The following is a 19,765-nucleotide window of genomic DNA, read 5'->3' as shown; positions in this document are numbered from 1 at the left end:
TCTAGCTGCTGCCGAGCACGTTGAACGGAGGCGATCCCCATGACCAAGTACCTGATCTCATTCCCCGGCGAAGCCATGATGATTCCGGAAGGGGAGTTCCAAGCCGTCGCTGATGCTGCCCACGCCGTCATCGAGGAAGCCAAAGCAGCAGGAGTCTACGTCTTCGGTGGCGGCATCAATGAAGACATTGAACCCGTGCGGATCTCGGGCGATGGCATGGTGGAGCCCGGTACGTATCCTGGGCACACGGTTCCCAACGGTGGGTACACCGTCCTGGAATTGCCGTCCCGCGAAGATGCGATCGAGTGGGCGGCAAAGATCGCTGTGGCATGCCGCTGTCCGCAAGAGCTCAGGGAATTCCAGTACGATCCCGCGAGCTGACGCCCTCGTGTCCCGGTGGCGGCGGAGCGGTGGAATGGTAGGTGTGGCCGGTCGGGGTGGTGATGTGAAAGCTGTGTCTGGCCCCCGGGACAGGTGCGGTGGCCCAGCCGGGGTTTTGTTTGGTGTGGTTGCAGTTCTCGCAGAGCCCTGCGGCGTTGGCAAGGGTTGTTTTGCCGCCTAAAGCCCACGGGATGATGTGGTCGTAGTGGCGGATAGGCGCGTCGCAGTAGGGGGTGGCGCAGAGGTGGTCCCGGGTGTCGATAAAGCGTCGCATGCCTGCGGGAAAGAATCTGGCCCGTGAGTCCATGGCGAGGAGTTCGCCGGTCGCGGGTGCGGTGTAGAGACGCCGGAGCCAGATGTTGAATTCGGGATCCGGGTTGCTTGTCCCTCCGCCGGAGGTTTGGTCGGTGGGTCTTCTTTCGGTGGTGAGCAGGTTCCTGGCCCATTCGGCGGGGACAGTGCCGTAGCCGGTGAGGCGTGCAGGTGTGGAGTCGCCTTGGAACAGGGTGCGGTCCGTCATGATCAGATGCAGGTCGATGCCGGTGTATCCGTGCCGTGTGCCGGTGAGTTGTTCGGTGAGGGTGTCAGCCATGACTTGCCCTTTGGTGCGGGTGTCTCCGTTGCTGCGGGCAGTGGCGGCGGCTTGGGTCAGGGCCTTGTAGGCGGCAACTCCTTGGGCGACTGGCAGCAACGCGGTGAGGTAGGTCATGGTGTCCGGTGCTGGCCGGAGGCTGACATGGCGTTCGGTGGCGGCGTGGGCTGCGCGTTGGGTGATGGAGCGGGGGTCGCGGCGGTAGGCAGCTGCCCTGGCGGTGCTGATGATGGTTTTGTCCCCGGCGCCGTCGAACGTGCCGGTGTCCGCGGCGAGTTCTCCGTCCACGGCGCAGCGGTCCTCGGCGGAGAGACAGGCAGTTTCCTTGACGAGGAGCGTAGCGCGCCATTCGTTGAGTTTCCCGGTATGGAGGGCGGCCAGCGTGCGTGGCATTTCAGTGACGAGGGCTTTGGCCAGGCCGAGGAGCCGGGAGCCTTTGTTGGGTGATTCACGGCGGGCGAGGGCCACCTGGGCAGCGGTGCTGCGGCCTTGTTCGTTGGCCGGGACTCCGGCGTCGGCTTGTTCCTGCCGCTGGGCAAGATCGAAAGCCACCGCGATTCTGGCCTGCAACGCCGAGATCGCCGACTTCATATCCTCCAAAACACGAAGCTGATCTATCAGGTCCTTGCTGATGACGCCGGTGCTGAGAGAGTCCTGAAAATCGGACAGCACAAGGGCCGGTGGTGTGGTTACCAACTCCCGGCCGTCGCTCATATCTTTACGATGACACGAGGCACTGACATTTTTGGATTGATGGCTGAGAGGCGGAGGGGCGGGTAGAGTCCCACCATGACAGCGCCATGGACGCGGCCTTCACGGGCACATTGAGCGTGGATGCGAATGGCTGCGTCTACGCACATCCCGGCGATGGGTCCGAGGTCTACACGCTTGTATGGCCCCAAGGCTATTCCGCTAAGGGAGACGGCAAGGCCTTCGAAGTCGTCGACGCGGACAAGCATCCTGTGGTCCGGTCCGGATCCGAGTTTGAGCTCGGCGGCGGGCACGTCAATGCGCCACGTGACAATTGGACGGAGAAGGACTGCATCAAGGGCAGTCTGTGGCTGGTCGCACCACCGGACTTCAGCCAGGTGAGCCAGCCTCCGGGCGGCTGATCGTCTGAGCCCGGGCGCCAGCCCCCTAGCCACCCAGCCGCTCGGCTTCGCTGGCCAGCTCAGCCTCCAGGGTTTCGATGCTGGGCAGGCTTGAGACGATCTCATCCGGCAAAGAATCGGCCAGCGAGGTGCGCCATTCAGCAATGCCAATGGGGGTGTTGAATCCCCGTAACGCGTACTCGGCCACCACGCTGTTCTTTTCCTTGCACAGCAACAGGCCAATGGTGGGTTTGTCGTCCGGGTGTGCCATCAGGTCATCAACGGCTGCCATGTACATGCCCAATTGCCCAAGGAAACCAGGCTCAAACTTCACGGCTTTGAGCTCAATGACCATGTAGCAACGCAGCTTGAGATGGTAGAAAAGCAAGTCGGCAAAGAACTCATCCCCGTTGATCTCCAACCTGACCTGTTCGCCCACAAACGCGAAACCCTGCCCCAGCTCCAGCAGGAACTTCTCAACGTGCTTCACCAATTGCAGCTCCAGCTCCCGCTCCGAATGCCTGTCCGTCATGGCCAGGAAGTCAAAGACGTACGGATCTTTTGTGGCCTGCTGTGCGAGGTCCGAATCAGCAGGAACCATGGTGGCAGCGAAGTTGGTGATGGCTTGGCCCGACCGCTCGTGCAAGCGCGTTTGGATCTGGTGGACCAGGACGTTGCGCGACCAACCGTGTTGGGCAGCTGCCGCCGCGTACCAAAGCCGCGTGGCGCCGTCGTCGAGCTTTTCCAGCAGGGCGATCTGGTGGTACCAGGGCAATGTTGCAAGCGGCGCTTGCAACATCGGGAAGTCCGGCCAGGCCTGGGCGAAGCTCTTCATGTATCGGAGGTTCCTGGGGGAGAAGCCTTTGGCCTCGGGAAAGCGGGTGCGGATATCCGCCGACAACCTCGTAACGACCTTGGCGCCCCAACCTTGCTCCGTTTCCCGCTCGGCAAGGTGCCGCCCGATACTCCAGTAGGAGCGCAGTAGTTCACTGTTAGCCGCCGCTGCCGCGCGCGTCCGCCCAACGTGCACCTCCTTGGCAACGGTCTGCAGCAGAGCCGGGTACCAGCTGGGCATGGATGAGGCCGGGGGTACTCCCGGGAAGGATGCTTCGGTTTCGGCAAGCTCCTGCGAGGGCATGATTCTCCTGTCGGTGGCTGGTGGAACCACGCTAGGCGGAGGCACTGACAGAATAGGCGTGTGAGTGATGCCGGTGAATTCATCGACTACACCCTGCAGCGCGAGTCCTCGTGGGAAAAGGCCTTCGCGATCCGCGAGCGGGTAGGTCCGGGCCTAAACGTCTACGGTGCCTCCGTGGGTGCTGTCCGCGGAACCGTGCGGGACGCACTCAAACGCTACAAAAGCCTGGACCACGACCAGATCACGGCGCTGAGCTCGGAACTCTGGGCTGAGCCCGTGTTTGAGCGGAGGCTTGCGGCGGTGGTTCTGCTGCAGTCGAAGGCACCGCTGCTGGACAACACGGACCTGACCCGCCTGGAAGGCTTCTTTCGGAACGCCGGCAGCCAGGAATTGACGGAACCGTTAGCCCGGGACGTCGTGCTGCCCCTGATTCAGCGCCTTGCTGGACAGAACCGCCTCCGTGCCGAGCGGGTCCTCGCCCGATGGGCTGCCGATCCGGACCCGGCACTGAGGAGGGCGGCCGCCCTGGTGGCGGACTGCCGCACTCCCTGATGAACGACCCCGCCCCCTTGATAAGCGATGAGGACACGCCTAGCGTTTCCAACAACGCATGCCAAAGGCAATTTTTTGTGAATTGAAGGGGCAGGTTGTTCGATGAAGTCACTCTGGTTGGACCGTGTATCCGCATTCCGTTCTGATGATCTTCCCGAGGACAAGCACTTCGACACGATAGTGGCGGGAGCCGGCCTCACCGGTCTGGTGGCCGCGCTCTTGCTCTCCAGGGCCGGGCAGAAGGTGGTGGTCTTCGAAGCCCGGACGCTGGGTGCCGTCACCACCGGCAATACGACCGGAAAACTGAGCCTCCTCCAAGGCGGTGCCCTGTCTGCCCTGAGAAACCAGTACTCACTGAAGGTGGTCCAGGCCTACGTCGAAGCAAACCGGACCGGCCAGGCCTGGCTGACACAATATATGGAGCAGCAAAGCATCCCCTTCCAGACCCGGACGGCGGTGACTTTCTCAACCAGCGACGACGGCGGCCAGCGGCTCCGGAAGGAGGCTGCGGTTTCGCGGGACGCGGGTTTGGATGTCCATTTCAGCAAGGATGCCGGCCTGCCGTTCCCCGTGGTGGAGGCACTGGAACTCGAAGACCAGGCCCAAATCAATCCCATGGACGTCCTCGAGACGCTGGCCAAGGACATCCGCGAGCACGGGGGCCTGATTGTCGAAGGCGTCCAGGTCCAGAACGTTGGTTCCGGCCAGCCCATGGACGTGACCACCCGGAAAGGCACTTTCACAGCGGACACGGTGGTGGTGGCCACGGGAACTCCGGTCCTGGACCGCGGCCTGTACTTCGCCAAACTTGAGCCCAACCGCTCCTACGCGGCGGCCCTGCGCTTGCCGGGAGACGCGACGATTCCCACCGGGATGTACCTCTCCATGGATCCGCCCACCCGCTCCCAGCGAACCTACCCAACACCCGAGGACGATGAGTTGCTGCTGGTTGGCGGGTACGGACATCCGGCAGGGCGGGCGAAGTCTCCCCAAGCACACCTGGATGCGTTGCTGGGCTGGGCCAGGGAAAACTACCCGGGAGCCGAGGTAACGCACACCTGGTCTGCGCAGGACTACCAGGCCACCAACCTGATGCCCTTCTTCGGCAAGCTGCCCAGGGGCCATGGCCGGATCTTCTTCGGCACGGGCTACAACAAGTGGGGCATGAGCAACGGGGTGGCCGCAGCGTTGTCCATCACCCAGGACATCCTGGGCGGCCAGTCGGATTGGGCCACTGTCATCCACCACCGCGTGACGTCCCCGCAGGGTGCGGCCCAGGCGGTCCGGCTCAACGCCGGGATAGCCAAACGCATGGTGGAAGACAAGGCAAAGGTGCGGAGCAACCCGGAGATCACGGACGAAACCCGGCCGCCGGAGGGGAGCGGCGTCGTCGGCCTGTACAAAGGTGAGCCTGCAGCGGTCTCCACAGTAGACGGCAAGGTGTGCAGGGTTTCTGCCAGTTGCGCCCACTTGGGCGGCCTGCTGACGTGGAACGACGCCGAGAAGTCCTGGGACTGCCCCCTGCACGGCTCAAGGTTCACGCCGGACGGGACCTACCTTGAAGGTCCGGCCACCCACAACCTGCAGAAAACAGTGGGCAAGGAGCAGAGCTAACCCAACCGTTCGACGCGCCGCCGGGCCTGGTCCGCGGCGCGTCGCTGTTGGGTAGCGGCCCGTACCGCGCGCTTCTTGTCGGACTCGGCCGCTTCGGCGTCCCTCGTGATCCCAATGAGTTCGGCCTCCAGGGAAGCAAGGCGCTTCTTGCACTCCTCGATGTCCGCTTGCACGGCCTTGCGCCTGCGCTCGATCTCCTTGACCGCGTTCCACGCTTGTGTCGCCGCCTCGTCAGCTTCCTTGGCTTCGGACTCTGCGGCGTCGAATTCCGCCTGGGCTTCCTCGAGGGCGGCCTTCTTCTTGGCAGCACGACGCTCAGCCAAGGAGGTGGCTTCGTCCCCGGGTTTCTTCTCTTTCGTTTTGGGCTCGCGCTGGGCCCCGGGTTTGGACGGGTCCTCGGGTTTGGACTGGCCCTTGGGTTTGGCCTGGCTCTTGGGTTTGGCCTGGCTCTTGGGTGGGGACGTCGGCTCGGGTTCGAACTCCCCGCCTGCCACGGCACCGTCCAGGTCAACTTCTTCGAATCCACTGCCGCTTAGCCCCCGGACCAGCCGCCCTGTGGCAACGGCGGCGGCAGCACCGGCGTCGGCCATCGCTGCCCGGAACGTCCGTTCGACGTCGGCAGCTGCCGCCGCACTCAGCGGGAAACCCAGCTCCGCTGCCAGGTCTTTGGCATCGTGCACGGCGCCCGTCAGCTCGCCCTGACGCTGCAGGCCCAGTTGCCGGAAAGCGTCCGCGTCGCCGTCCTCCTGCGCGGCCCGCAGGGAAGCTCCAAAGCGCACGACGCCGTCAATCACCTCGGGCTTGTGAACGGCCAAGGCGTTGATCGCCCACGCGCCGGCGGCCGGTTTGCCCAGCTTTCCGATGTCCTTGGCAAGCTCCTTGTCGCCTGCGTCCTTGGCTTCGCGGACCAGTTCCGAACGGCGGGCGGTGAAGTCGCGGGGCAACACGGCGTACAGCTCCTGGGCGGCATCACGAAGGTCCATGCCTTCATCCTAGGAGCCCCGAACTCCCGCACCGCGGTTATGACCCGAGTGCGGACTCCAAGCGGCAGATACAGGGCCAATCAGCGGATACAGTGGTCTGAGTTCACATGCGATATTGGCGAAAGGCTCGGCTTGTCTACTGCATTACCGGAACTGGCGCAGGGGAATTTCTACTACGAATCGCTGGGCAACGGCCTGTATCGTTCAACGATCCACGCGCAGGGCGCCTGGAACCCGCACGAACAGCACATGGCACCCGCGTCCGGTATCATGGCCGATGCCCTCCTGAAGCACGAACCGCGCGACGACGTCCGAATGGCCCGCATCAGCTACGAAATCCTGGGCCTGATCCCCGGAGGTACTTTCGAAGTCACTACCTCAACCCTGCGCCCTGGGCGGACCATCGAGTTGATCCAGGCAGAGCTCACGGCTGCCGGCCGGGTGGCTATCAGGGCCACAGCATGGCGGATCATCACCAGCGACACCAGCGCCATAGCCGCCGTCGAAGACGAACCGATGCCTGCGCCGGATGAATGCAAGCCCTGGGACGGAGCCAGCGTCTGGCCCGGCGGGTACATCAGCTCCCTGGAAATGCGCATTGCTGAAGGACACCGGCCGGGTTCGGGCAGGGTCTGGATCCGGACGGCCCATCCGCTGACGGACAGGGAGGACAGCTCCGACGTTGCCCGCCTGATGGGCCTGGTGGACACAGCCAACGGCATCGCCGCACGCGTGCCTCCGGGCAAGGACAGCTACATTTTCCCCAACGTGGACCTTCAGATCCATATGTACCGGGAACCGGCCGGTGAATGGCTTGGCTTGGATAACAGGGTGTCCTTCGGTTCTGACGGAATCGGCCTGACTTCCTCGGTGCTGCACGACCACTCGGGCCCGTTTGGCAGGGCAGAGCAGATCCTGACGCTGAGGAAGAGCTGATGACTGAGCAGGAGCTCTCAACGCCGCAGCTGCCTCGTCTTACTGTCTACCGGCAGCCGGAATCGCTGGGTGCAGCGGAGGACCTCGACTTCGCGCTTGAACTCCTGCAGCGCGCGCGGAGCGGCCGCCTGGGGCCGTCGCTGAGGCTCTACCGGCCACTTCCCACGGTGGCGTTCGGCCAGCGGGATGCGAACCTCCCGGAATTCGAAGCGGCAGCAGATGCCTGCCGGCGGTTGGGCTTCGAGCCTCTGGTCCGGAAGGCCGGCGGGCGGGCGGCCGCCTATCATCAAGGCACGCTCGTCATTGACCATATTGAGCCGCACCCGGACGCGATCGTTCACGCGAAGGCGCGGTTCTCGCAGTTCGGTGAGCTGTTGGCCGGCGCGTTGCGCAGTGTTGGCGTCCATGCCGCCGTCGGCGAAATCGCGGGCGAGTACTGTCCCGGTGAGTTCAGCGTCCATGGACAATCACCGGATTCGCCGGAGCACCGCATCAAGCTCATCGGCACGGCACAGCGCGTGGTCTCAGGCGGATGGTTGTTCAGTTCCGTGATCGTTGTGGAGGATTCCGCGCCCATCCGTGAGGTCCTTACGGCCAGCTATGCGGCCTTGGGCCTTGAGTGGGACCCGGCGACGGCGGGAGCTGCGAACGATCTCCTGCTCGGTCTTGACGTAAAGACAGTTGAAGACGCGGTGGTCGAGGCTTACCAAAGTTACGGGCACATCGTCGACGGCGACTTCCGCACACTGCTCGCCTGAACGACGGCACAGGCATAGATTGAAAACGTAACATCGCCAAGACTGAAACTCCGGTGGAACGATGGCACGGAAGAAGCACCCACTTCAGGACACCGACGCTGAACTGACGGTCGGCCGGCCCAAACGCTCGGCGGCAGGATTGCCCAGCCTCAGCGAAACGTTGCCCCATGCTCTGGCCGGGATGGGACCTGCCCGGGCCTGGAAGACCTTGACCGCGGTGAACCAGAAGGACGGCTTTGATTGCATGAGCTGCGCCTGGCCCGATCCGCCGGAACGGAAAGCCGCCGAGTTTTGCGAAAACGGAGCCAAAGCCATCGGCTGGGAAGCCGAACCCCTGAGGATTCCTTCTTCGTTCTGGGCAGAGAATTCCTTGGCTTCCTTGGATTCACGGTCTGAGTATTGGCTGGGCCAGCAGGGCCGGCTGATGGAGCCGGTTTTCAAGGCGGCCGGCTCGGACCATTATGTTCCAGTCTCCTGGGACGAAGCTTTCAAGGTCATTGCCCAGGAGCTCAACGGCCTGGATCATCCGGACCAAGCCACCTTTTATACGAGTGGCAGGACCAGCAACGAAGCTGCTTTCTTGTACCAGCTCTTTGTCCGCGCTTTTGGGACGAATAACCTTCCGGACTGTTCCAATATGTGCCACGAATCCACCGGCGTGGCCATGGGGGAGACCATCGGCGTGGGCAAGTCAGCCATCACCTACACGGACTTCGCGAAATCGGACCTGATCATCATCATGGGCCAGAATCCGGGGACATGCCATCCGCGCATGTTGACCGCGCTGGAGGAGGCAAAGCATGCGGGTGCCTCGATTGTTGCGGTCAATCCTTTGCCCGAAGCAGGTTTGATCAACTTCCGGAACCCGCAGAAGCCCCGGGGGCTCATGGGCAGGGGGACGGATTTGGCCGACCAGTTCCTGCAAATACGGCTTGCCGGTGACATGGCGTTGTTGCAGGCCGTTTCCAAGCGCGTCCTGGATGCTGAACGAGCGGCACCCGGAACGGTGCTCGACCGCGCTTTCATTGACCGTCACTGCAGCGGTTTTGTGGGTTTCGCCGCCCAGTTGGCTGCATTGCGGGAAGAGGACGTCCTTGTTGCCACAGGGCTGACGAGCGCAGAGATTGACGAGTTGGCACAGAGATACATCCGGGCTGAGCGGGTGATCATCACGTGGGCCATGGGATTGACGCAGCACAAGAAGGCCGTTGCGACCATTAAGGAAATCATCAACCTCCTGCTGCTCCGCGGAAACATCGGTAAGCCCGGAGCCGGTCCTTCACCCATCCGCGGTCACAGCAACGTCCAGGGTGACAGGACCATGGGCATTTGGGAGAAAATGCCTGCCTGGTTCCTGGACGCGCTGGGGGAGGAATTCGGATTCGAACCGCCACGGAAACCCGGGGTGGATTCGGTGGACAGCATCAAAGGAATGCGGGATGGCAGCATCAGGGTGCTGGTGGCTTTGGGCGGGAACCTGGTCCATGCGATCTCGGACACTGAGGTAGCCGAGGACGCTGTGCGGAAGACGCGGCTGTCAGTGCAGATCTCCACCAAGCTGAACCGTTCCCACGCGGTGACGGGGGAGCGGGCCCTGATTCTCCCGGCCTTGGGGCGTACGGAGATCGATGTACAGGGCGGAGTGGAGCAGTTCGTCACGGTCGAGGACACGGTGTGCGCAGTCCATCGTTCCGCGGGCCGGCTGGCGCCGATCGGGGAACAGGTCCTGTCCGAAGTTGCGATCGTCACCAGGATGGCCGAGGCGGTTTTGGGCGACAAAGTGCCGGTGGATTGGGCCGGCATGCGGCGGGACTACGACTCCGTCAGGGAACACATTTCCCACGTTGTGCCCGGCTTCGAAAACTTCAACACGAGGATCCGCGCGGTGGACGGGTTTGTCCTTCCGCATGGGCCGCGGGACAGCCGGACCTTTCCCACCGCCACAGGCAAGGCGATGTTCACGGTGAACGCCTTGGAAACCATCACGGTGCCCCAGGGGCGGCTGATGCTGCAAACGGTCCGTGCCCATGACCAGTTCAACACCACCACCTACACCATGAATGACCGGTACCGGGGCATCAAGAAGGGGCGCATGGTGTTGATGGTCAATCCCGGTGATTTGGCGGAGTTGGGTTTCGCGGATGGCGCGTACGTTGACGTTCACAGCGAAGCCGACGACGGCGTTGACCGTGTGCTGCGCGGGTTGCGTTTGGTGGCGTACCCCAGTGCCAGGGGTTGCGCGACGGCCTACTACCCCGAGGCCAACGTGCTTGTGCCCTTGGAGTCGACGGCCGAGGGCAGCAACACCCCGGCTTCCAAGTCGGTGATTATCCGGCTGGAGCCGGCTGCCGCCCCGGTGTTTGGAGCGGCAGCCGGCCTCCGGCCGTGATGGGGGCTAGTGACCCCGTGCGATCCATTCGTCCAGGTGCGGCTTTTCGGCGCCGATGCTGGTGGACTCGCCGTGGCCGGTCAGAACCACGGTGTCCTCAGGAAGGGAGAGGAGCCGTGTGCGGATGGATTCGATGATGGTGGGGAAGTCGCTGTAGGACCGTCCGGTAGCGCCGGGACCACCTTGGAAGAGGGTGTCTCCGCTGAAAACGGTGTTGACGCTGGCTCCTGCTTCAGTGGGTTTTCCGTGGCCCGGGAGGAGGAACGACACCGATCCGGGGGAATGGCCCGGAGTGTGGAGAGCCTTCAGGGTGGCACCGGCAACAGTGAACTCCTCACCGTCCTCGATCGCCTTGTCAGGGTCGGTGTCAGGGAAGACCGCGTGCCACAGCATCCAGTCGTCCCGGTGCAGGTGGACGGGTGCCTTGACCAGGTCGCGGAATTCTCCGGCGTAGCGGATGTGGTCGTCGTGGCCGTGGGTCAGGAGGATCGCGGTGACGTTCCGGCCATGAACGGCCTCTGCGATTTCTGCCGGGTTGTGGGCCGGATCGATGACGAGGCATTCGGTGTCGTTGCCGATGATCCAGACGTTGTTATCCACCTCCCAGGTTCCCCCGTCCAGGGAGAAAGTTCCTGAGGTGACGACGCGGTCGATCCTGACGTTGCTTCCGGTAGTCACAGTTCCACCACCGATCGCAGGACGGCGCCCTCATGCATCTTGTCGAAGGCCTCTTCCACCTGGTTGATGGTGATGCGTTCGGTGACGAAGGCGTCGAGGTCGAGCTTGCCTTGCTTGTAGAGGTCCACCAGCATGGGGAAGTCGCGGGAGGGCAGGCAGTCCCCGTACCAGGAGGACTTGAGGGAGCCGCCCCTGCCGAAGACGTCCAGCAACGGAAGTTCGAGCTTCATCTCCGGGGTGGGCACGCCTACCAGGACGACTGTTCCGGCGAGGTCGCGGGCGTAGAAGGCTTGCTTGTAGGTTTCGGGGCGTCCGACGGCGTCGATGACGACGTCCGCGCCGAAGCCACCGGTCAAGGCCCGGATTTCTTCCACGGGGTCCCCTGCCGATGAGTCCACGGTGTGGGTTGCGCCGAGGTCCTTGGCGCGTTCGAGCTTCTTGGGGTCGATGTCCACGGCGATGATTGTTGTGGCCCCGGCAAGCGCGGCACCGGCGATGGCGGCAACGCCAACACCACCGCACCCGATGACGGCCACCGAGTCGCCGCGCTTGACGCCGCCGGTGTTCAGTGCCGCGCCCAAACCGGCCATGACGCCGCAGCCGAGCAGTCCGACGGCGGCGGGATCGGCGTCGGGGTCTACTTTGGTGCACTGGCCTGCGGCCACGAGGGTCTTTTCGATGAAGGCGCCGATGCCCAGGGCGGGGGAGAGTTCCGTGCCGTCCTCGAGGGTCATCTTCTGGGTGGCATTGTGCGTGTTGAAGCAGTACTGGGCCTCGCCGCGCTTGCAGGCCCGGCAGTTGCCGCAGACGGCACGCCAGTTCAGGACGACCCGGTCACCGGGTGCCACATCAGTGACGTCGGGGCCGACGGCGCTGACCACGCCGGTTGCTTCGTGGCCGAGCAGGAACGGGAAATCATCGCTAATGCCGCCGAGCTTGTAGTGCAGGTCTGTGTGGCAGACGCCGCTGGTCAGGATGTCCACCAGGGCTTCTCCAGGCCCGGGTTCGGGGACCAGGACGGTTTCGAGGGTTGCGGGCGCCCCTTTTGAGCGTACGACGACGCCTTTGACTGCGTGAACCATGAACATTCCCTTCGGACTGGCGGAGCGCGGGCCTGTCCCATGCGGCATGTTAATGCAGCAAGGCCCGCTACGGATTCCCATTCTGTCTATCACACGTGGCAGACAGGGAAGGGATTGTTCCGTGGCGGGCCTGTTGCGTGGTCCTACGCGGTCAACGACTGGCGGGCTTTAGGCCGCGAGGCGGTTTTCCACTTCGGCAGCGGATGGGTTGGTGGCTGCAGTGCCGTCAGGGAAGAGAACGGTGGGGACGGTGCGGTTGCCTCCGTTGAGCTGCTCAACGAGTTCGGCGGTGCCTTCGACTTCCTCGACGTTGATCTCGGTGTAGCCGATGCCCTTGGCGTCAAGCTGCTTCTTCAGGCGGTTGCAGTATCCGCACCAAGTGGTCGAGAACATGGTGATGGTGCCGGAGTCGGGGGTGAAATCCACAGAGCTCTCCTAAGTATTGTTCGTTTTCACGCTGGCTGGTTCGTTGGTATCAACGGTAACGTGACGGCGAATAATTCCCTGCTCCGTGCGAACGCCGGTTACGGACGGGCAGCTCCGGCCGCGGTGCTGGTGTGCGGGGCGTGGACAAGGCAGACTGAGTGGCATGTGTGGACGCTATGTCATGGCCCGTGCCGTGGGTGACCTTCTGGCCGAGTTCGACGCCGAACTGGAGAAGGAAGTCGCACTCGAAAAGTCATGGAATGTTGCTCCGACGGACACGGTCCCGATTGTTCTGGAACGCGTGGTGGAAGAGTCCGTCAAGCGTCAGCTGCATGTGGCGAAGTGGGGCTTGGTACCGTCGTGGGCGAAGGATGCCAAGGGCGGCGCCCGCCTGATCAACGCCCGCAGCGAGACGCTCCTTGAGAAACCGTCATTCCGCAAGGCTGCGGTTGCCAGGCGTTGCGCAGTGCCTGCCGATGGCTACTACGAATGGAAAAAGGGCGAGGCCAAGAACAAGCAGCCCTACTATGTCCACCCCGGAAACGGTGGGGGCGTGGTCTTCGCCGGCCTGTATGAGTGGTGGCGGGATCAGTCGCTGCCCGAAGACGATCCCGCACGGTGGCTGCTGTCGATGTCGATCATCACCGCAGACACCCCGACGGCGGAATCAGCGCGAACGCGGCGCAGTGCTTCCGTTTTCGATGAATTGACGGCACTTCATGACCGGGTCCCGTTGCCCATGAGCAAAGACACAATGGAAGCCTGGTTGGATCCCAAGGAAAAAGACGCCGAAGAACTCGTCCGGATGGTCCGCTCCCGCGCCCATGATGCCGCAGCGGACTGGACGCTGGATGCGGTGGGCGCCGCCGTCGGAAATGTCCGTAACAACTCACCGGAACTTATCGAACCGGTCCAGGCTCTTTTCTAAGTACTGCCCTCTTCTGAGTACTGCGCCCTTAGGATTCGTGGAACTCTTCCTTGACGGGTACGCCGGACTGGAAGTCACGCCCGTCGGCTTCACTGAAGGCAGTCATTACATGCCCTTTGGGAAGGCCTTGGATGGCGGAGGCCGGAAAGCTTCCGGTAATCACGTTTCCCGAATGTTCCACACCTTTTATGTCGTAGTTTTCCTCCGCGCTCAGGGCGTGGTTGAAGGAGAAGAACGAGATCGCCTCACCATTCATGAATTCGATGCCCAGTCTTCGCTGATTGGAGTAGTCTTCGTTGGCGGCTACCAGTCCCACGACGTAGGCGCCGGAATCAGGGACGTTGCCGTCCAGTTCGAAACGCGCCACCAGGTTTTGGTCCGTGGCGGTGATGCTGACCTGCTTCAGGAGTGCGTCTTGGGTGCTCATGCCACCATGTTGCTCTGCGGACCGGCTTGCGTCCACCCCTTGCAGGTCATCCTTCCAGAAGGCGCCGGACGTTGTCCGCCACGGTTGAATGCTCCATTTCCTGTCCGTGCCGGGCAGTCAGCAGATGCAATGCCAAGCCGTCACTGTAATCGGCAACAGCTTCTGCACGGGATCTGGCATCGTGCAGTCCCATCGCCTGGAGCAGGTGCTCCAGGCCGGAAACCATGCGTTCGTGACCGGCGGAGACCACCTCGGGACGGTCCAGGGCAAAAGCGAACCTGGCCCGGGTCAGGTCGGCGTGTTCACCGGCAAGCGCAAGGACCGCGCCGGCGAGTTGGTCTGCCAACTCCGGCACCGTCGTCGGGAGCCCTTCCATTCCTTGACCCCGCAGGAGCCGGGCGTCGCGCGCTTCCACATGATCGACGGCGGCAGCCACCAAAGCGGCGCGGCTGCGGAAATAGTTGGACGTGGTTCCGACGGCGAGGCCCGCTTGGGCGTCAACTGCCCTGTGGGTGAGGCCTTTGAGGCCCTTGGCCGCGACGATTGCCACGGCGGCGTCGGCTATTTCGGTGCGTCGGTCCGGCATGGTCGAAGTCTAGCCTTGAACCATGGTGTTACTACAAATGTAGTAGTAGAGTGTGGCCATGGAAAAAGTGGACATCATTGGGGGTGGAATTGCCGGTTTGGCACTCGCGGCCCGGCTTGATCCCGGACGGTTCGACGTCACCATCCACGAGCAACGGCCCGAACTGCCCGGCGTGGGAACAACCTTGGCCATGTGGTCCGGCGCCCAAGCGGCTTTGGCGGAACTCGGGTTGCTGGAAACGCTGAAGGCGGCAGGAGCCCGGCTGGCTTCAGGCGCCCTCCGCGACCCCTCGGGCCATCCCATGCTCGCCATGCAAGGCAACGTGCTCATGGGCATCTCACGGCCCGGCCTGCTCCGCATGCTTGACTCCGCTGTTCCGCCGTCGGTCACCCGAATCACCGGAAAAGTGGCAGAGCTGCCGAACAATGGCGCGCTGCTGGTGGGCGCCGACGGAGTCCACAGCATCGTTCGCCGGACAGCTTGGGGAAGCCGCACCCAAGCACGTCCCACGCCATTCCTGGCCGTCAGGGGTGTCATCCCCTCCCAGCCGTCACCGTCCGACGTCGGAGAATACTGGGGGAGCGCCACGCTCTTCGGGCTCGCCCCCACGGGATCGGGGACCAACTGGTACGCCTCCTTCCGGTCCGGCCTCGGGCCTGACCAAGTTGACGTGGAAGAAGCCCTGGCATTGACCAGGCACATCTTCCAACACCATTCGCCGGCGGTGCAGCACGTCCTTGGGGAGGCAACCCCCGAAACATCCCTCGCCCAAAGAATCTGGACAACCCCGCCGATGGCCCGCTACGCCAAGGAAGGCATCGTGCTGCTGGGGGATGCCGCCCACGCCATGACGCCGAACCTTGGCAGGGGAGCCTGCGAAGCCCTGGTCGACGCAGTCACCCTGGGAAGGCTCCTCAACGAACTGCCCCGCAAACAAGCGCTTGCGGCCTACAACAAGCAACGAGTACTGCCCACCCAGCAACTTCGGATCGCATCATCGCTGATGGGGAGGGTGGCGCTCGCAGAAACCATGCATCCGCTGCGGGACCTCTTGCTCAAAAGCGCAGGACGACGAGTCGCCACAAGGCGGAAGAAGGTGCCAACCCCTGAGTAGGTTTTGCCGTTCCGGCGTCGTAAACTAGCTATTATTCGAACATACTTTCGAATAACGGTTATCTGTCTTGCGGTGTAAGGAGCGTGCACATGGGACTGTTCAGCGAGTCCGTAAACGTCATCTGCACTGAGGATGGCCAACCACAGGACGTCAGATGGCAAGGCCGCGACTACCAGGTCTGTGCAGAACCCTCCCGCTGGTATGAAAGACGCCAATGGTGGCTCGAAGAGACCCGGGCGCCACTAGGCACAGGAGCCGGGCTCGTGGACCACGAAATCTGGCGCGTCCAACTGGTGCCGGCCCCACACTCGGGGACCCACCCCGGCAGGCAAACCGAAGACACCGGAAAAAACATCACCCTTGACCTCGTCCGCCACCTCGGAAGCGGCCGATGGCGGGTCATCCGCATCCACGACGCCGCACCAAGCAGTGCAGCGGAACCCGAGGAAGCGGCCTGACCCTTGAGCTTCACCCACCTCCACGTCTCAACAGCCTTCAGCGCCCACTACGGCGTCTCCTGGCCCGAGGAACTTGCCCAAGCAGCAGCTGCCTACGGCGCCACCGCCCTCGCCTGCACTGACCGCGACGGCCTCTACGGAACCATCAAACACCTCAAAGCATGCATGGATGCAGGCATCGACCCCATAGTCGGCGTCGACCTCACCATCCTCGATGACGACGGCGACCACCGAACCCAAACAGCCGGCAGGGTGGTAGTACTTGCCCACGGCCACAACCAAGGCGCCGGCTACCGTGCCCTCTGCCGCCTCATCTCCGATGCCCATTCCCGGACCTCCGGAAAAGCCGGGGGAACAGTCCCCGTGGCAGTCACCAGGGCAGAACTCGCCTCAAGGACCCTGGACCCTCAGACACTCAAGCCTGTCCTCACAGTCCTGATAGGCCCCGACTCGGACGTTGGCAAAGCCATGGGCGGCAGGAAATACCTGCGCCCCCGGACACTCTTCAAACAATGGATAGATGCCATGCCCCAAGGCACCATCGTCGCCGAAACCGTCTCCCACCTCAGCCCCCCGGGAGAACCCCTCAGCACCTCCCACGCCGTCCGCATGCTCAAACTCGCCCTCGAATACAACATCCCCGCCATCCTCACCAACGCCGTCCGCTACTGCGCACTGGACGGCGCAGCCACGGCAGATGTCCTGGACTCCGCCCGAACCCTGAAATCACTTCCCGAACTATTCGACGCACCCCGGCTTCAACCGGCACCCCAGCTTCAACCAACAGGGCAGGGATGGCTCAAACCCGCCGGGGACATGATGAAACTCGGCAAGGAAATCATGTCCTCCGCAGGGCAAGGAAGCGCAGAACTGGCCAAGCTCCTTGCCAACACCGAGGCGCTCGCAGACAAATGCAGGATAGATCCGGTGCAGGACATGGGCTGGAAGAAACCGGTGGTGCCCGAAGCCTCCATCATTGGCATAGACCAGGACCCCATGATCGAACTGGCCAGACGCTGTGAAGCAGGAATCGGCCGACGCTACCCGGGAATCACCGGCAAGGCCCATGAAAAGATGCGCTCGCGGTTGGAGCACGAGCTCAGAATCATCGCCACGTTGGGTTTTGCCTCCTACTTCCTCACTGTCGCCGAAGTTTCAAAGATGATCCTCGATATGGGAGTTCGCGTGGCAGCTCGCGGTTCAGGAGCATCAAGCCTGGTTAACTACCTCATTGACATCAGCCAGGTGGATCCGCTCCGTCACGACCTCATTTTCGAGCGCTTCCTCTCAGGCCACCGGTCCACCCTGCCGGACATTGACATAGACGTGGAAAGCGCTGAACGCCATAACGTCTACCGCAAGATCTTCGACCGTTTTGGTGCCGAACGGGTGACCCTGATGAGCATGCAGAACGGATACCGTGCCCGTGGAGCCGTCCGGGATGCAGGGATGGCCTTGGGGATGGATGAAGGCGAAGTCGGGGAAATCGCCAAACAGCTGTGGAGATTTTCGGCCCGAAAATTCAGGGAAGCATTGGTGGAAAAGCCGGAATTGCGCCAGTTTGCACAACGGATCGAGGCCGGCAGGGACCACGGCTCCTTGGACACGAACCAACAGCTGGACTTGCTGGTGGACCTCACCGAGCGTTTGGACCGCTTGCCCCGGCACATCTCCATGCATCCCTGCGGCGTGATCCTGGGAGACGCCGGACTCCTGGACAGGACACCCGTTCAGCCGAGCGGACTCGGTCTGCCGATGAGCCAGTTCGATAAACACGACATGGACCCCATGGGCATGCTGAAGCTGGATGTCCTGGGTGTCCGGATGCAAAGCGCCATGGCGTTTGCAGTGCGCGAAGTCATCAGGATCCATCCCGGAAAGGCGGAAGTCGTTGCCGCCGGCGGCCATCAAACCGGACCTGGGGGTGAAGGTCCGGACTACATTTCCAGCGACGGCAGAATCGACCTCAACGCCGTACCTTTCGATGATGAGGCAACCTTCGAATTGATCCGGAGCACCCATACTCTGGGCTGCTTCCAGATCGAGTCTCCGGGGCAACGTGAACTCATCGGAAAGATGGCGCCCCGGGAATTCAACGACCTCATCATCGATATCTCATTGTTCAGGCCCGGGCCCATGAAATCGGATATGGTCCGGCCCTTCCTTGAACACCGGCACGGCTTTGCCCCCGAGTCCTACCCGCATCCTGATTTGAAGCCGGTTCTTGAGGAAACCCACGGCGTGACGGTCTTCCATGAGCAAATCCTGAAGACCTTCGACGTCATGACGGGATGCGGACTGGCCATGGCTGACGAGTTCCGCCGGGCGTTGGGGGATGAGGCCCGGGAACCCGGAGTTGAAGCCTATTTCCGGAAGGAAGCCATCAAAAAGTATTCCCCGGACGTAGTGGACAAAGTCTGGGGGACGCTGAAAGCCTTCGGAAGTTTTGGGTTCTGCAAGGCGCATGGAGCCGCTTTTGCGGTACCCACCTACCAATCAGCGTGGCTGAAAGCCCACCATCCGGAAGCTTTCCTTGCCGGCCTCTGGGAGCACGATCCCGGGATGTATCCGAAGCGGCTGTTGGTTTCTGAGGCCAGGAGACTCGGCATTCCCATCCTTCCCTTGGACATCAACAGGAGCCAGGCCGAGTACCGCGTTGAAAGAATCCAGGAAGGTCCCCAGGACGGCAAGCTGGGGATCCGCTTGAGCCTGACCGGGATCTACGGCTTGTCCGGTGCTGAGCTGAAGCGGATCGTGGTGGGCCAGCCCTTCGATTCGTTAGCGGATCTCCGGACGCGGGCCAGGATCAGCAAGCCCAACATCAAGAGGCTGGCCCAATTGGGTGCCTTCGACCATCTCCATAAAGATTCGGGGAGCCGGGCCAACCGGGCCGATCTGGTGCAGCATCTGCAGGCCCTGCAAAGTTCCCCCGCCAAAAAGCCCGAGGTCATCGACGGGCAGTTGGCTCTTCCCCTGGGTGATGTGGAGCTCCGGAACCTGCCGGCGGCATTGCCTGCACCAACAATGGTGGACAATGTCCGCGCTGAATTGGACCTGATGGCAGTGGACGTCAGCGAGCACTTGATGGAGAGCCACAGGCCATTGCTGGACAAACTGGGAGTAACCACGGCGGACAAGCTGCTGGGGCTGCGGAACGGTACGGAAGTCCTGGTAGCCGGGGTCCGGGTCGCGACCCAAACGCCACCCATGCGGGGAGGAAGGCGTGTGGTGTTCATCAGTATTGATGACGGCACAGGTTGCATTGACAGCGTCTTCTTCCATGAGGCCCAGGAAGAGTCAGGGCCCCTCCTGTTCGGTACCAGGTTGTTGCTGATCCGCGGAACAACACGAAGGACCGGACCCAAGGGGATCAGCCTCAGTGCCACCAAAGCCTGGGACCTGAGCCGCCCCGAAACCCTGCCGTTCCACGAAAAGCCAGGTTCCGGCGTCGTGGATCCACGGGAAAGATTCCTTCCCGGGCCGCTTGACGGCATCAGTCGAAACCTTGCCATCACGGGTCTTGGAAGCTGAGCGGCAGTTGGTTCCGGGACCGGCGTGCTGCTTTGGCCGCCCTCGACGGGAACCGATACGATTGACGATGGCTGGCTGTGGTCCCCGTACGCCACAAGCTA

19 protein-coding genes are annotated in these 19,765 nt (G+C 62.8%); 11 read left to right on the top strand and 8 right to left on the bottom strand.

The features are described from left to right. The first annotated feature begins 39 nt into the window (after positions 1-39). Positions 40-381, top strand: coding sequence for a YciI family protein (locus AUR_RS02065; protein ID WP_062096957.1), 342 nt, complete (start codon positions 40-42; stop codon positions 379-381). Here AUR_RS02065 and AUR_RS02060 read toward each other — a convergent pair. Beyond that, positions 350-1,687 (bottom strand): HNH endonuclease, encoded by a 1,338-nt coding sequence (locus tag AUR_RS02060; protein WP_206616213.1) that lies wholly within the window; start codon positions 1,685-1,687, stop codon positions 350-352. The two genes, AUR_RS02065 and AUR_RS02060, sit on opposite strands and share 32 nt — an antisense overlap. A gap of 86 nt (positions 1,688-1,773) precedes the next feature. Between AUR_RS02060 and AUR_RS02055 the strand changes: the two genes are divergently transcribed. Further along, positions 1,774-2,085: a hypothetical protein gene (locus tag AUR_RS02055; RefSeq protein WP_062096956.1), complete on the top strand. Its 312-nt coding sequence runs from the start codon at positions 1,774-1,776 to the stop codon at positions 2,083-2,085. 25 nt (positions 2,086-2,110) lie between these two features. Here the strand turns inward: AUR_RS02055 and AUR_RS02050 are convergent, their stop codons facing one another. Then, a complete protein-coding gene (locus tag AUR_RS02050; protein WP_062096955.1) occupies positions 2,111-3,202 on the bottom strand; it encodes a PDDEXK nuclease domain-containing protein in 1,092 nt (363 codons plus the stop codon). Positions 3,203-3,262: 60 nt separating this feature from the next. Here AUR_RS02050 and AUR_RS02045 point away from each other — a divergent pair, with 60 nt between their 5' ends. Beyond that, a complete protein-coding gene (locus tag AUR_RS02045) occupies positions 3,263-3,754 on the top strand; it encodes a DNA alkylation repair protein (RefSeq protein WP_021470654.1) in 492 nt (163 codons plus the stop codon). A 102-nt stretch (positions 3,755-3,856) separates the two neighbouring features. Then, positions 3,857-5,368 carry an FAD-dependent oxidoreductase gene (locus AUR_RS02040; RefSeq protein WP_062096954.1) on the top strand — a complete coding sequence of 504 codons (1,512 nt, stop codon included), beginning with the start codon at positions 3,857-3,859 and terminating at the stop codon, positions 5,366-5,368. Here AUR_RS02040 and AUR_RS02035 read toward each other — a convergent pair. Then, positions 5,365-6,351, bottom strand: coding sequence for a hypothetical protein (locus AUR_RS02035; protein ID WP_062096953.1), 987 nt, complete (start codon positions 6,349-6,351; stop codon positions 5,365-5,367). The two genes, AUR_RS02040 and AUR_RS02035, sit on opposite strands and share 4 nt — an antisense overlap. A gap of 132 nt (positions 6,352-6,483) precedes the next feature. Between AUR_RS02035 and AUR_RS02030 the strand changes: the two genes are divergently transcribed. The 3 genes from AUR_RS02030 (at position 6,484) to AUR_RS02020 (ending at position 10,434) form a co-directional block, all read left to right on the top strand. Next, a complete protein-coding gene (locus AUR_RS02030; RefSeq protein ID WP_062096952.1) occupies positions 6,484-7,287 on the top strand; it encodes a thioesterase family protein in 804 nt (267 codons plus the stop codon). Then, entirely contained in the window at positions 7,287-8,045 is a 759-nt protein-coding gene (locus AUR_RS02025; protein ID WP_062096951.1) for a lipoate--protein ligase family protein, read from the top strand. Before AUR_RS02030 ends, AUR_RS02025 begins: the two co-directional genes overlap by 1 nt. A gap of 61 nt (positions 8,046-8,106) precedes the next feature. Next, on the top strand, positions 8,107-10,434 hold the full coding sequence (locus AUR_RS02020; RefSeq protein ID WP_062096950.1) for an FdhF/YdeP family oxidoreductase: 2,328 nt from the start codon (positions 8,107-8,109) through the stop codon (positions 10,432-10,434). 6 nt (positions 10,435-10,440) lie between these two features. Here the strand turns inward: AUR_RS02020 and AUR_RS02015 are convergent, their stop codons facing one another. The 3 genes from AUR_RS02015 to AUR_RS02005 form a co-directional block, all read right to left on the bottom strand. After that, positions 10,441-11,112, bottom strand: a complete 672-nt coding sequence (locus tag AUR_RS02015; protein WP_062096949.1) for an MBL fold metallo-hydrolase — start codon at positions 11,110-11,112, stop codon at positions 10,441-10,443. After that, positions 11,109-12,194: an S-(hydroxymethyl)mycothiol dehydrogenase gene (locus tag AUR_RS02010; RefSeq protein ID WP_062099214.1), complete on the bottom strand. Its 1,086-nt coding sequence runs from the start codon at positions 12,192-12,194 to the stop codon at positions 11,109-11,111. Before AUR_RS02010 ends, AUR_RS02015 begins: the two co-directional genes overlap by 4 nt. Positions 12,195-12,362: 168 nt before the next feature. Continuing rightward, complete coding sequence (locus AUR_RS02005; protein ID WP_062096948.1) at positions 12,363-12,620, bottom strand: mycoredoxin; 258 nt, start codon at positions 12,618-12,620, stop codon at positions 12,363-12,365. 163 nt (positions 12,621-12,783) lie between these two features. Between AUR_RS02005 and AUR_RS02000 the strand changes: the two genes are divergently transcribed. Beyond that, positions 12,784-13,548: an SOS response-associated peptidase gene (locus AUR_RS02000; protein WP_082694547.1), complete on the top strand. Its 765-nt coding sequence runs from the start codon at positions 12,784-12,786 to the stop codon at positions 13,546-13,548. A gap of 28 nt (positions 13,549-13,576) precedes the next feature. Here the strand turns inward: AUR_RS02000 and AUR_RS01995 are convergent, their stop codons facing one another. Then, positions 13,577-13,975 (bottom strand): hypothetical protein, encoded by a 399-nt coding sequence (locus AUR_RS01995; RefSeq protein ID WP_062099212.1) that lies wholly within the window; start codon positions 13,973-13,975, stop codon positions 13,577-13,579. Positions 13,976-14,021: 46 nt separating this feature from the next. Beyond that, positions 14,022-14,561 (bottom strand): TetR/AcrR family transcriptional regulator, encoded by a 540-nt coding sequence (locus tag AUR_RS01990; protein WP_062096946.1) that lies wholly within the window; start codon positions 14,559-14,561, stop codon positions 14,022-14,024. 58 nt (positions 14,562-14,619) lie between these two features. Here AUR_RS01990 and AUR_RS01985 point away from each other — a divergent pair, with 58 nt between their 5' ends. The 3 genes from AUR_RS01985 to AUR_RS01975 all read left to right on the top strand — a co-directional run bounded on the left by AUR_RS01985 (position 14,620) and on the right by AUR_RS01975 (position 19,664). Beyond that, on the top strand, positions 14,620-15,675 hold the full coding sequence (locus AUR_RS01985; protein WP_206616212.1) for an FAD-dependent monooxygenase: 1,056 nt from the start codon (positions 14,620-14,622) through the stop codon (positions 15,673-15,675). Positions 15,676-15,764: 89 nt separating this feature from the next. Beyond that, positions 15,765-16,133 (top strand): DUF6504 family protein, encoded by a 369-nt coding sequence (locus tag AUR_RS01980; RefSeq protein WP_062096944.1) that lies wholly within the window; start codon positions 15,765-15,767, stop codon positions 16,131-16,133. A gap of 3 nt (positions 16,134-16,136) precedes the next feature. Then, entirely contained in the window at positions 16,137-19,664 is a 3,528-nt protein-coding gene (locus AUR_RS01975; RefSeq protein WP_062096943.1) for a DNA polymerase III subunit alpha, read from the top strand. Positions 19,665-19,765 lie beyond the last annotated feature (101 nt).

Origin of the sequence: Paenarthrobacter ureafaciens (assembly GCF_004028095.1) — a bacterium.
Lineage (GTDB): Bacteria > Actinomycetota > Actinomycetes > Actinomycetales > Micrococcaceae > Arthrobacter > Arthrobacter ureafaciens.
Note: the sequence above shows the minus strand (reverse complement) of the source record. Positions and strands in the feature narration are given on the sequence as shown.